Origin of the sequence: Alteromonas sp. KUL42 (genome assembly GCF_006538325.1) — a bacterium.
In the GTDB taxonomy this organism is placed as follows: Bacteria; Pseudomonadota; Gammaproteobacteria; order Enterobacterales; family Alteromonadaceae; genus Alteromonas.
Genome location: NZ_BJKK01000004.1, coordinates 126,644 through 139,273 on the forward strand (window position 1 = coordinate 126,644; position 12,630 = coordinate 139,273).

The following is a 12,630-nucleotide window of genomic DNA, read 5'->3' on the forward strand; positions in this document are numbered from 1 at the left end:
AAAACGGATTTATCGTTCGAATAAATTGATAAATAACAAGAACTCAACCAAACAACGTACACAACCTCGGGCTGGAATGAATGGTTGACGTTCTAAGCGATGAGCATTTTCAGTATAGCACGAGCAATTGGCATGGCACTTGTCGCTGCTGGTGATGGCGCATTGCCAACGTGCAGCACTCGCTCTGTTTGAACAAACTTAAAATCGTGAACAAATGTACCGTCTTTCAACATGGCTTGCGCTCTGATACCCGGCCTGTAAAAACTAAAGTCTGACGCCTTCACTGCTGGACAGTACTTTTGAACCAATGCAGCATACTTCTTTTGACTAAACGTCGTCATAACTTCTTGAAATACACTTCGTCGGTACTTCCACAATAGTTTATACAGTCCGCTATATGACACTGTACGGCCTATCTCAGAAATAGAGGGCAGTTCACCATACGCTTCTCTTCCCAACGCCAATACAGCGTTGGGCCCCACTGTAGTATATCCGCCTATCATTTTTGTAAGATGCACACCTAAAAATGGCATTTCTGGATCTGGAACTGGGTAAATTAGCCTTTCGGAAATACCATTAAACTTATCAGCCAGTTTGTAATAGATACCTTTGAAGGGAATGATCTTAAAATCAGCTACCAAACCTTGCTTTTGAATTAGCTCATCAGAATATACCCCTGCGCAACAAACTAATTGCTCACAACGTAGTTGCTCAGGTGAATTGTGCTTTATGTTAGTCACGTCGTTGCTGATTATCGCTACCGAAACCTTGTCAGGATACTCTGTAATTTCAACTACTTCGCGCTGATATATAACGTCAACTAAGGGGGACTGACGAGCAACATTCAATAAACTGTCGGTGATTGCAGCGTAATCAGTTATGCCTGTCGCATTCACTAGAATTGCTTCTTGTCCTTCTATATTTGGCTCAAGTACTTTCAGTTTTGATTTAGAGATCCGTTGAGGATGAAGTTCGTTTGCTTGGCAGTTATTAAAAAGTATATCTAGTCGAGCCATTTCAATGTCGTTAGTTGCTACTATCAACTTTCCACATTGCTCAAACGGTAACTTGTATTGCTGACACCACGCGATTGTGTCATGTAATCCTTCACGACAATACTCGGCTTTTAGCGAATTAGGAGGATAGTACACGCCGGCATGTATAACACCCGAGTTTCGGCCCGTTTGATGGATAGAGTGTTTTCTCTCTTTCTCAATAAGTAGGACTTTTTTATTAGGGTATTTCATTTGATATTGTTGCAGCGTTGCGGCACCGACTATGCCGGCTCCAATAATTATCAAATCGTAGTGCGTTTGTCGTGTCATGTATTAGAACTTGTCAATCTGTTAGTTTATGAGAACAAATGAACGTTCAACTTTTCTTGCAATATCATTCATTTTTGCGATCATGCGCCAAATTTTCTCGTTAGCGTATCAAAGCATACGAGTTTTTGTCTTTGTATTTAAGTAAGTGAACAATTAAATGTCAGATGATCCACGCTTAGGTGGCATTGTACGATTATACGGTGCTGAACAAACCAACAATCTTGCTAATAGTCACGTCGCTGTTATCGGCATAGGTGGTGTAGGAAGCTGGACTGCTGAAGCGCTAGCGCGTTCTGGCATTGGCACTCTGACGTTAATTGACTTAGACGATGTTTGCGTTACTAATACCAACCGACAAATTCACGCGCTTTCAAATACTATTGGCGACGCCAAAGTAGATGCTATCGCGCAGCGAATTGCCCTAATAAACCCCAATTGCACAGTACATTGTGTAGAAGATTTTGTAACGCCTGAAAATACTGCACAGTTACTTACCACGTCGTTGGATGCCGTTGTTGACGCAACCGACAGCATTCGTGCCAAAGCGGCAATGATAGCTCATTGCAAACGCAATAAAATTCCCATTGTTACTGTAGGGGGCGCAGGTGGTCAAATAGACCCTACACAAGTCACCAAAGGTGACTTAGCAAAAACCATTCAAGATCCGTTAGCAGCAAAGCTGCGCAGTGAATTAAGGCGTAATTACAATTTCAGTAAAAACCCTAAAAGGCGTTTCGGCGTGGAATGTATTTATTCAACTGAGCAATTGCGCTACCCGCAGCCTGATGGTTCCGTTTGCTATAACAAATCGTCGATGGAAGGTGGCACGCGATTAGATTGTGCGGGTGGATTTGGCGCCGTTGTCACAGTTACAGCGACCTTTGGAATGTTCGCAGCAGCCAGTGTAATTAATAGATTAACTGGACAAAAATAGACATCGGCCGATAACTTACGCACAATGTGGGATATTCTGTACGTGTCTATATTTGTCACAATGCCATGTCACGAACGAAACAATACCGTGCCACGTATAAAAACAACAAGCTAAGCAAAACGCCGATACAGGTGAAAGGAGAATTAAATGTCACCCGAGGAACTAAACAAATTGATGTCTGATTGTGCCAAAGATGCGGTAGCCGCTGCATCTGCTGAATTTGACGTCACATTAGATAGCTCACCAGAAAGCGTGACATTAGTTGATGACATATTGCTTAGTTTCATAGACAAATATCACGATCAAGCATTAGAAGATCAGGCAGTTTTTACCATTTGTAATATCTTTGGTGCCTATGTGGGAGAAATACTCAAAAGCAACATAGGCGGAGATTGGATTTACGATCAATCTAACCCAAATGCACCAACGGTGTTTTTAAGTATTGGTGAAAATACCTATGCGTTTGCAGGAATTTGTTACGAACGCTTAGTTAATGATAGCCAAGTGAGTGTCAAAGCCTATTATGACCAAGCGTTCAATAACCACAAGTATTTACAGCACTAATAGCTCCTGTGGTTATTAATAAATTCAATATGTAATTATGGCTCAAGAATGAAAACCGAAATTTTTGAGCCATTTCAAAGGTACAAAATCCACCTTCTCTAGCACCTCATTTACTTAGCATTGAGAACAGCCCAGTCTTCCACCATCCACCTTATATGTCGACTCGATGATACTGCGTATAACGCAATGGTATATAACATTAACTTGGCCCCCGTAATCACCTCAAAACGCCAATGATGGTGCATAGAATAATAAAGCTGAATCACAAGCAACGAGAGTGTAGCCAGTTGCGCAAACGGTATAATTATCCGACGCCATTGAATTAGACCCTTTTTCCACAGCCTTTCACGCTGACTTACCAATAACAAGCTCACTAGTGCCGGTGCACTTGCGATTAGCCCAACGCCTAAACTTTCTCGTTGAGGATAAAAGAACGCGAGTAAAGTTGTAGTTTGAGTACGGGATGCTAACGAAAACACAAAAGCAATCCAGTCAATACAAAGCAAAAGCAAGAGCCAATAAAGCCAGCTCGGTGGTAGTATACGCCCTGATTCGTCATAATATTTAAGCGGGAGTTTTAACATTTCAGGTTTTGCATCTCAGTATAAGCTCAAACGGGGCGACTAATCTTTTGCGTACTAGCCTCTTGCATATAAACATGGGGATGCACTTGAAGAAAAAAAGCCATTGTACTCATATTTCATTAAACTACTGCGTTATGATGAGAGTTACTGTATAATCCGCGGCCATTTTAAGCGCAGTCATTTACGGGTGATATATTAGATGACAGTTGAAACGTTCGCTCCTAAACAAGCGACTAACAAAACCACTACTCTGGAAACGCCAGTAAAAGTGCTCAGTGAAAACCAGCAACAAGGCTCCAGTAACGGCAATAGAATTGGCTTTGTAAGCTTAGGGTGTCCTAAGAACCTCGTGGATTCAGAGCGTATTTTGACGCAACTTCGCACCGAAGGTTACGATGTTGTCCCTACATACAATGACGCAGATCTAGTTATTGTTAATACCTGTGGATTTATCGATGCTGCGGTTGAAGAGTCTCTCGACACCATTGGTGAAGCACTTAAAGAAAACGGCAAAGTTATTGTTACCGGCTGCTTGGGTGTTAAAGAAGATGAAATTCGTGAATTACACCCAAATGTACTCGCGATTACTGGTCCGCACGCGTATGAAACTGTGGTTGAGCAAGTTCATGATCACCTGCCAAAACCACAGCACAACCCATTTTCCGATCTCATTCCAGATCACGGGGTGAAACTAACGCCACGTCACTATGCTTATCTAAAGATTTCTGAAGGCTGTAATCACCGCTGTACATTTTGCATTATCCCATCTATGCGCGGCGACTTAGTGAGCCGTCCTGTAGGTAATGTGCTTGATGAAGCTAAGCGTTTAAAAAATGCCGGTGTAAAAGAGTTGTTGGTCATATCACAAGATACCAGTGCCTACGGCGTAGATGTAAAACACCGCACCGGGTTTTGGGATGGCATGCCGGTAAAAACACATATGCAGCAATTATGTGAAAAGCTTGGTGAAATGGGCATTTGGGTGCGACTTCATTATGTTTACCCCTACCCGCACGTTGACGACCTCATCGATTTAATGAATGAAGGTAAAATACTGCCGTACTTAGACATTCCGTTTCAACATGCCAACAAGCGTATCCTCAAGTTAATGAAGCGCCCAGGTAGTGCAGAGCGCACGCTTGAGCGTGTTAAGAAATGGCGTGAGCAGTGCCCTTCTTTAGTTATTCGTTCTACGTTTATTGTCGGCTTTCCTGGTGAAACTGAAGAAGAATTCGAGGAATTACTTGATTTCTTACGCGAAGCTCAATTAGACCGTGTTGGTGCTTTTGCCTATTCACCGGTAGAAGGCGCAAAAGCCAATGATTTGCCTGATCCTGTTCCAGAAAATATTAAACAAGCACGATTGGCGCGTTTTATGGAAGTACAAGGTGAAATCAGTGCCGCTCGTCTTCAAGCGCGTATTGGCAATGAATATCAAGTGGTGATTGATAGTGTAGATGCAGAAGGTGCAGTAGGTAGAACCTATGCTGATGCACCAGAAGTAGACGGTGTGGTTCACTTAAATGGCGTCTATAACGTAAAACCCGGCGACCGTGTATGGGCAGAGGTGATCCATGCCAATGAGCACGACGTGTGGGCGGTATTATCAGAAGATCAGGACGAGGAGACTGAAAGCAACGGTTAGTTCCGCGCCTATTGTGTGAATTCGCCAATGAGTTTCTTATTATTTTTTAAAAAGAGAGAAGGCCTGCAAATGCAGGCCTTTTCTCTTTTTACTATTACCAAGGAAGCTCGTCACCGTTTGAATGAATAAAGCGACCCGCATTCTCTAGGTTTAACTCGTCAATTCGAGCAACCAAGCGTTCTGCACAGGTATCTGTATCGATATCTCCAGCGCCATTGACCATTTCTGTTTGCACAAAGCCAGGATGAAAAACACCAACTGCAATGCCTTTAGGACGCAGATCGTTTGCCATAGAAACGCCTGCTGCATTTAACGCAGCTTTTGACATTCTATACCCGTAATAACCACCAGAGCCATTGTCTTCCATCGAGCCCATTCTGCTAGAAATCAACGCTATTTTGCTGCTTTTAGACATACTAGGCAGTAAAACCTGAGAAACGAGTAACGGCCCCATTGCATTAACGCGAAATTGATAATCAATAGTATGAGGATCCCAATCGTCAATGCTTTCACGACCTAAAACTCCCGCATTGTTTATCAAAAGGTCGATTTCTACATCTAACAAAGAAGCTAATCTATCACCTAGCGTTTCAGGTTGAGACACATCAACACCCGTAATGATATTCACGCCAAGAGTATTTAACTCGTCACTACTGTTTCTACAGGTTACATAAACCTTTGCGCCGCTGTCTTTGTATTGTTTTGCTAGTGCAAGGCCAATGCCTCGGTTACCACCTGTTATCACAACATTCATCATATTCACCTTGATTTACACTGATTGACTACGCTATTTCGGATACCAAGTCGTTAATAGGTTAGAAACACGGTATCACTTCAGCGTTTCCAGTAATCTCGCCAAGTCTTCTGGGGTATCTATGCCAATAGGTGGTGGCGCTACTGCCACTGTACAGTGGATTTTATCGCCATACCAAATGGCGCGAAGCTGCTCTAACGATTCGATATGTTCCAATGCACTGGGCGTGTATTCAACATATTGCTTTACATAGTTTGCGCGGTAAGCGTAAATGCCAATATGTCGTGTATACAAGCTTGTATCGGCAGAAGTGGTATTTACCATCATACGGTCGCGCTCAAACGGTATGGGTGAGCGCGAAAAGTAAATAGCTTCTCCGTTGTTGTTAACTATCACTTTAACAATATTTGGGTTAAAAACGTCTTCTACCTGTTCAATTGGCGTAGATAAGGTTGCCATTTGACACTGAGTCGCACTCGCCAAATTCATCGCCACCTGTTTAATATTTTCTGCAGGTATAAATGGCTCATCACCTTGAACGTTAACTACAATCGTGTCAGGTGCTATGTTGCACTTTGCTATTACTTCTGCGATGCGCTCAGTGCCTGATTGATGCTCAGGTGATGTCATACAAACCTGTGCAAACCCTTCAACCACCTGTTGAATACGTTCATCATCAGTAGCCACAATTATAGACGCTGCGCCCGCTTCTTTCGCTCGCTCTACTACATGCTGGATCATGGGTTTTTCGTTGATTAACGCTAGGGGCTTACCAGGAAAACGGCTAGACCCAAAACGCGCAGGTATTACTACTGTAAATGACATAAGTTGCCCTATCTTGTTGCGTCGACATCATCTAAAGACAAGGCTGTCGCCTTGCTTTCAATTAACACAGGAATACCCTCTTTGATGTCATAGGCTAGACGGTCAAATCGACACACCAACTGTGAATTGTCATTTGTTAACACCAACTTGCCTTTGCAAACAGGGCACGCTAACACGTCCAAAAGCTTCTTATCAAATGCCATTTTAAAATCCTATTGGTCTTGTTCTATCGCCAAACCACGCTTTACCAGTTTAGCATTAATTAAGTTGTAGAAATCTGATGAAATAGTTGCTGAAACGGGCAAATACCAACAATCTTCATGAGCAAGTTTTCTTGCCTTTACTGCATCCTTTTCAGTCATCAATACTCTACCAGATGGTATATCCTTCTCGCTAAACGCGTGATGATCTGGCAATGCCACCTCGTCATTTAAAGTTATGCCCATTTTGGTCAATTGATTAAAGAAACGCTGTGGTGAACCTATGCCCGCCAATGCCTTACATGGTTGTTCATTAATGCTTTCAACAGATGCGGTTCTACTCGAGTCGACTAACGATACAAACTCACTCGCAGCCAGAGACATTAAAAACTGAGGTGCCACTGCATTGTCAAAGGTCGGCATAGTATCACTGTTGTGTATGATGGCGTCTACATGGGATAAACGCCACATGCCCTCTCGTAGCGGCCCCATAGGCAGAAGAAAGCCACTGCCAACCTTTCGATTATCCATCACAACAACTTCAACATCGCGATGCAATGCGTAGTGTTGTAAGCCGTCATCACAAATAATGAGTTCACACTGTAGCGTTTCAGCCAAATAGGAAGCACCACGAGCGCGTATGGGGTCGATCACCACACTACATTTGCTTCGCGTGGCCAACAGTAAAGGCTCATCTCCTACTTCTTCAGCATTGTCAGTAGCACTTACCACGCGTGGATAAATAGACGCGTTACCTCCATATCCACGACTTAAGATACCTACTTTCACGCCAAGGCGACTGTAGTACTCTGCCAATGCTAACACTACAGGTGTTTTACCATTACCACCAACGGTAATATTCCCGACGACAATAACAGGAACATTGACGCTATGAACGCGTTTAAGACCTATTTTGAAAAACAGCCTGCGCAATGCGGATACAACAAAAAACAACAGCGAAAACGGCGACAGAAACCAAACCAATGGATGCCCTTTATACCAACTATCATGTATTGTCGGTTTTGCTTTTTGACTCACTTACTTTCACCAAATTGTAGGGCGTGAAGTTGTGCATAGTGGCCTTTTTTCGATAGTAGTTCGTCATGCTTCCCTTGTTCAATAATATGCCCTTGCTCTACCACCATAATACAATCTGCATTCTCAATAGTAGACAACCTATGGGCAACAACAATACTCGTACAGCGTTTCTGTAACGTTTCCAACGCATCTTGAATTAAACGCTCTGATTCTGTGTCCAAGGCTGACGTCGCCTCGTCGAGAATAAGTATAGGCGCTTGTGCAAGAATGGCTCGCGCGATGGCAATACGCTGTCTTTGCCCTCCGGAAAGCATTAATCCATTCTCGCCAATAATCGTATCAAGCCCTTCAGGTAAATTCGCTAAAAATTCTTCCACGTGGGCCATCTTAGCGGCATTCACAATTTCTTCTCGCGATACGTTTTGCTTCGCACCATAGGCAATATTGTTGGCGATGGTGTCGTTAAACAGTGTGACATTTTGTGACACTACCGCAAACTGCGCACGTAGGGACTTTAAGTCGATATCGGTTAGCGGGTTGTCGTCTAGTCTTATTTCACCCTGCTGTGGTGTATAAAAACGGGTTAACAACGAAGATATTGTGGACTTACCACTGCCAGAACGCCCAACTAGTGCAATTGACTGTCCAGGATACGCAGTAAAGGAAACATTCGTTAACGCAGGACGCTCTTTACCGGGATATGCGAACGTCACGTCATCAAAGACAATCTTGCCTTTAGCACGCTCTATGTTAATTTTGCCGTTATCCGCTTCATCTTGCTCATCAAGTATTTCAAAAATACTCGCACACGCTGCCATACCGCGCTGGAACTGATTATTTATGGTGGTCAACTGCTTCAGTGGCTTTAACAGCATTACCATACAAAATACCACGTTGATAAATACCCCAGCGGTGAGCTTTTCTAGCATTCCGGGTGTGCTAGCTATGAACAACACAACAGCAAGTGCAATAGACGCAATAACCTGTATGGAAGACACGCTCAATATTTGGGTGACATTGAGTTTCATGGTTTGCTGTCTATTGTGGTTATTCTTCTGATTGAAACGCTCGCGCTCAATCTCTTGCCCACCAAACATGATCACTACTTTGTGCCCTTTAACCGCCTGCTCTACCGACGACGTCAAGTTGCCCATAGATTGCTGAATATTTTTGCTAACAACCCGAAAGCGCTTGCTCACAAAAGACACGATTATCGCCACTAAAGGCCCTATCAGTAAGAAAATGAGTGACAATTGCCACGAGTAATAGAACATGACACACAATAATCCAATAACTAATGCGCCTTCTCGTACCAGTGTTAGGAGTGCTTTGCCCGAAGCATTGGCAACTTGCTCAGTATCGTAGGTAACTTTACTAATTAAGCCACCAACTGCATGATTGTCGTGAAACTGAACTGGTAAGTGAATATATTTGTCGAATAGTTGCTGACGCATCCGCATAACCACTTGAGCACCAATCCAACTTAGTGTGTAACTACCTAAAAAATTAAAAAAACCACGTAACAAAAATAGCGGCACTATGGCATAAGCGGCCAAGCGCAAATAATCGTGATCATTTTTCCCTAGTGATTCATCAATCATGGGTTGTAACTGGGCAAACACGAAAGTGTCTACGGCGGAGTAGCCAATCATTCCAATAATGGCAAAGACGAACGGCATTTTATACGCTTTCAAATATTCAAGAAAACGCTTAATTTGGAAGTCCGAATTTTCGGGTTGCTGCATGTAGTTTTCTAACCTGTTTAGTACTATTGCGCTATGTCATTAAGCGGTATTGCTCGCTTTTACTTATAATGACTTGAGTGAGCGCGATACTCGTTTACCAACTCTATATTGAAACACCTTACACAAGGCTATTGATGAGCGAAACGACTGTTTCCAATAGTGTACTCGTAATTAATGTATTTCACTAATATAGTGAAAAAATGCTCAATGTTTCATCGTTTATTTCTAATCTGTACACACAACATATCAATGTCTGCGTTAAGTGCTTTCACCTCTGTCCAAACGGAAAACGCCTCGCTACTTAATCGCGATGTAAAGATCAATAAGCCGCAGCCCCCACTTTAAAGATGGCCTGGCCAATAACTCGGTAAATACCACCTTCGTTTGTGATGTAATCGTGAAGTAGAAATCTGGAAAGCATTACTGCATTGATTTTCAATGTCACTCATTCGACCTACTTCATTACAAGAATGCGATGTATCAATTGCCACATTAACGTAGCCATGATAACTGGTGAGGTACTGTTTTATTCCAAGTGCTTTATAACGATCAAAAACTGACTTTGATGGAAACGACCAGCGATTGGCAAAGCCTTGAGAATAGATAACTGAATCAGGGTTTACCGCCTTGATAAACGCCTCGGTTGAAGAGGTTTTACTACCGTGATGAGGTGCTACAAGTATACTGGATTGCAATGACGTAAATGGGTCGTCTTGCTGTGCGTATAACAATGTGTACTCACTTTCTTTTTCTATATCACCTGAAAATAGAATTGACGTGGTTCCATCGGTTATTTTTACCACGCAAGACTGCGCGTTTGAGTCTTCCCGGTTTCCTGCGAGGGGCCAAAAAAACGCAAGCTCTAAGCCTTCCCACACCAACATCTTGCCACGTTCACATCCTTGTACAGGAGATAAAAATACTGCATTTTGAGATACTTTAAATTGTTTGAGCGCGGTTTTACCCCCTGCATGATCGTTATCGCCATGGGTATGGATTACAATATCTACACGGCTAACATTGTGTTTCTTTAACAGAGATAAAATGTCACTTTCTGCAGTGCGTGCGACATCATTAAACCGCGCACCTGAATCAATAACTATGGCATTACTGCCTTTTGTTATTATCGCTGCACTTGCTTGCCCTGCATCTAAAATATGAATATGCCAATATGTGTCATTTGAGGGAATAAATGAACTGAAAAAAGGCAATATCAATAAAACAACGCAAGTTGATTTAAAGCGCCACGTCGGAAGAAAAACTAAAAATATAGCGAGAAATAAATACACTACTAAGGAGGTATCAACTGGTTGACTGACACTTGCAACATAATATCTGGCCGCGTGTAAAACCAAACCGTTCAAGAGTTCAATCAGCCACGTTAATGACGCATCACAAAATTCTAATATGGTATGTGCAATACTATTCATCCATGAAGACGGCGGAAATTGAACCAAGATCAATAGTGCAATAAGGCTAATTGGCAAAATGAGAGAGATAAAGGGGACCGCGACAATATTCGCTACTAAGCTTATGACACTTATATGTTCAAACCACAACATAGTAAGTGGTAAGGTAGCAACACAAAGTATGCATTGAAGTTGAAACGCTGTGCGCCACCATGACTTATTATTTAATTGAAATCGATTGACACTAAACCAAATAACTAAAACAGCACCAATACTCAAATAGAAACTTGCACTCAATATTCCTAGAGGAAACAAGCACAGCGACACCATCAGCATTAAGATAGCGATATGAATGGGGCGAGCAACGCTACTTGATATAGAAAAAATAAAGGCAATACACAATAAAACAAAAGCACGTAATACAGGCAACGCCATACCACTTAGCATGGTGTACAAAGCCGAAACCAACAGTACACCACTAAAAATACTAAATCGAATAGGCGCAGCACTGCAAAATCTTATTCCGCTAACTAGTTTATAATTTGAAGAGCTTACCTCAAGCATTACCCTATGCGGCCAATTGTGTTGAAAAGCGCCAAAAAGCGCACTGACCAGAAATATAACGGCTCCCAACACCAAGAAGGTTATGCCTGCCACAATGCTAAGATGCATACCTGAGATGCTGAATAGGTGCCCTGTACCAGTTTGTTGTAACAATGCCCAATCATCAGGTGTTAAACGCGATCTATCACCCAATAACAAAGCACTCCACCAACGGTTATTTTGTAGCCCTACTTGCAACAATTGTTGGGAGAAAACGTATCGGGGCGTGTGTTGATGGATAATTTTGTCAACCATCACATGTTTTATATAGCCTGTTGCATGAATGGCCTTACTAGCAAGGTACTGCTGTCGGTTAAACCCTGTCGGGTTAATAACGCCATAAGCGGGCTTCATTTTGACTACTGCTTGGAAAGAGTCACCGTTATGTAAGCACGTTAATATTGCGGAAGTGTCTGAAATTAAATGCGGTCCAGTGGGTTCTTTCTTGGCGCTATAGCCAGTGGGCATATGGGAAAGTTGTACCGTAAAACTACTTGAGAAGTCGACGAACGATGGAAGTGGGTGCTCAAAAACTAGATCACGGGCTTTTACATTATCGATACGTGACACCTTTACCACATATCGATAAATTGGTGGTACGCCCTGTTCCTGCACTTTTGAACCATTTTGCGCTGCTGAAACACAACCGCCGCTTAGTACTTGCGCAGAAATTATGACATCTTGTTGAATTTTATTTTCTGGCAGTTGCCAAGCATAGTAAAAATGCCCTACACTCGCCAGCCATAGTATACCCGCAACAACGCCATTTACTGCTACGCCGCAATTTACTGTTATATCAGGGTACGGCTCCGCGACATTTCGTGAAGGTTCCTGTAGGTTGTTAAGGGAATGTAGTGCAATAATGCCACCGGTAACTATCTCAATTGACAGCAATACGTAAAGACTGGGAATACTTGGCATTTGAGACCAAAATACGGCACTTAACGCACCAATACAGAAACAACTCGACCAAATTGTGATACGATTTGTCATGTTGTTACAAG

At 42.6% G+C, this 12,630-nt stretch carries 11 protein-coding genes; 3 read left to right on the forward strand and 8 right to left on the reverse strand.

Annotated features, from left to right (window positions below; all coding sequences use genetic code 11):
- Window positions 1-92 precede the first annotated feature (92 nt).
- The gene (gene lhgO, locus EYR97_RS07740; RefSeq protein WP_131093272.1) at window positions 93-1,325 is read right to left on the reverse strand and encodes an L-2-hydroxyglutarate oxidase; all 1,233 of its coding nucleotides are present in this window, start codon (window positions 1,323-1,325) and stop codon (window positions 93-95) included.
- Window positions 1,326-1,482: 157 nt separating this feature from the next.
- On the opposite strand from lhgO, the gene tcdA reads away from it, so the two are divergent.
- Together tcdA and EYR97_RS07750 are read left to right on the forward strand one after the other, a co-directional pair.
- On the forward strand, window positions 1,483-2,259 hold the full coding sequence (tcdA, locus tag EYR97_RS07745) for a tRNA cyclic N6-threonylcarbamoyladenosine(37) synthase TcdA (RefSeq protein ID WP_131093273.1): 777 nt from the start codon (window positions 1,483-1,485) through the stop codon (window positions 2,257-2,259).
- A gap of 147 nt (window positions 2,260-2,406) precedes the next feature.
- On the forward strand, window positions 2,407-2,823 hold the full coding sequence (locus EYR97_RS07750; protein ID WP_131093274.1) for a hypothetical protein: 417 nt from the start codon (window positions 2,407-2,409) through the stop codon (window positions 2,821-2,823).
- Between the two features lie 110 nt (window positions 2,824-2,933).
- On the opposite strand, the gene EYR97_RS07755 is transcribed toward EYR97_RS07750, so the two are convergent.
- Window positions 2,934-3,407, reverse strand: a complete 474-nt coding sequence (locus tag EYR97_RS07755; protein WP_131093275.1) for a DUF2919 family protein — start codon at window positions 3,405-3,407, stop codon at window positions 2,934-2,936.
- Between the two features lie 199 nt (window positions 3,408-3,606).
- Between EYR97_RS07755 and rimO the strand changes: the two genes are divergently transcribed.
- A complete protein-coding gene (gene rimO / locus EYR97_RS07760; RefSeq protein ID WP_131093276.1) occupies window positions 3,607-5,052 on the forward strand; it encodes a 30S ribosomal protein S12 methylthiotransferase RimO in 1,446 nt (481 codons plus the stop codon).
- A gap of 94 nt (window positions 5,053-5,146) precedes the next feature.
- On the opposite strand, the gene EYR97_RS07765 is transcribed toward rimO, so the two are convergent.
- The 6 genes from EYR97_RS07765 to EYR97_RS07790 all read right to left on the reverse strand — a co-directional run bounded on the left by EYR97_RS07765 (window position 5,147) and on the right by EYR97_RS07790 (window position 12,619).
- On the reverse strand, window positions 5,147-5,806 hold the full coding sequence (locus EYR97_RS07765; RefSeq protein ID WP_131093461.1) for an SDR family oxidoreductase: 660 nt from the start codon (window positions 5,804-5,806) through the stop codon (window positions 5,147-5,149).
- A gap of 75 nt (window positions 5,807-5,881) precedes the next feature.
- On the reverse strand, window positions 5,882-6,631 hold the full coding sequence (kdsB, locus tag EYR97_RS07770; RefSeq protein ID WP_131093277.1) for a 3-deoxy-manno-octulosonate cytidylyltransferase: 750 nt from the start codon (window positions 6,629-6,631) through the stop codon (window positions 5,882-5,884).
- A gap of 8 nt (window positions 6,632-6,639) precedes the next feature.
- On the reverse strand, window positions 6,640-6,834 hold the full coding sequence (locus EYR97_RS07775) for a Trm112 family protein (protein ID WP_131093278.1): 195 nt from the start codon (window positions 6,832-6,834) through the stop codon (window positions 6,640-6,642).
- Between the two features lie 9 nt (window positions 6,835-6,843).
- On the reverse strand, window positions 6,844-7,869 hold the full coding sequence (gene lpxK / locus EYR97_RS07780) for a tetraacyldisaccharide 4'-kinase (protein ID WP_131093279.1): 1,026 nt from the start codon (window positions 7,867-7,869) through the stop codon (window positions 6,844-6,846).
- Window positions 7,866-9,614 (reverse strand): lipid A export permease/ATP-binding protein MsbA, encoded by a 1,749-nt coding sequence (gene msbA / locus EYR97_RS07785; RefSeq protein WP_131093280.1) that lies wholly within the window; start codon window positions 9,612-9,614, stop codon window positions 7,866-7,868. Before msbA ends, lpxK begins: the two co-directional genes overlap by 4 nt.
- Window positions 9,615-9,955: 341 nt before the next feature.
- Window positions 9,956-12,619, reverse strand: coding sequence for a DNA internalization-related competence protein ComEC/Rec2 (locus EYR97_RS07790; protein WP_165478005.1), 2,664 nt, complete (start codon window positions 12,617-12,619; stop codon window positions 9,956-9,958).
- Between the last annotated feature and the right edge of the window lie 11 nt (window positions 12,620-12,630).

Coding starts and splice junctions, on each gene's coding strand:
- EYR97_RS07765 (WP_131093461.1), bottom strand. CDS start 5,806: ATGAATGTTGTGATAACAGGTGGTAACCGAGGCATTGGCCTTGCACTA.
- rimO (WP_131093276.1), top strand. CDS start 3,607: ATGACAGTTGAAACGTTCGCTCCTAAACAAGCGACTAACAAAACCACT.
- EYR97_RS07775 (WP_131093278.1), bottom strand. CDS start 6,834: ATGGCATTTGATAAGAAGCTTTTGGACGTGTTAGCGTGCCCTGTTTGC.
- kdsB (WP_131093277.1), bottom strand. CDS start 6,631: ATGTCATTTACAGTAGTAATACCTGCGCGTTTTGGGTCTAGCCGTTTT.
- tcdA (WP_131093273.1), top strand. CDS start 1,483: ATGTCAGATGATCCACGCTTAGGTGGCATTGTACGATTATACGGTGCT.
- EYR97_RS07750 (WP_131093274.1), top strand. CDS start 2,407: ATGTCACCCGAGGAACTAAACAAATTGATGTCTGATTGTGCCAAAGAT.
- msbA (WP_131093280.1), bottom strand. CDS start 9,614: ATGCAGCAACCCGAAAATTCGGACTTCCAAATTAAGCGTTTTCTTGAA.
- lhgO (WP_131093272.1), bottom strand. CDS start 1,325: ATGACACGACAAACGCACTACGATTTGATAATTATTGGAGCCGGCATA.
- EYR97_RS07790 (WP_165478005.1), bottom strand. CDS start 12,619: ATGACAAATCGTATCACAATTTGGTCGAGTTGTTTCTGTATTGGTGCG.
- EYR97_RS07755 (WP_131093275.1), bottom strand. CDS start 3,407: ATGTTAAAACTCCCGCTTAAATATTATGACGAATCAGGGCGTATACTA.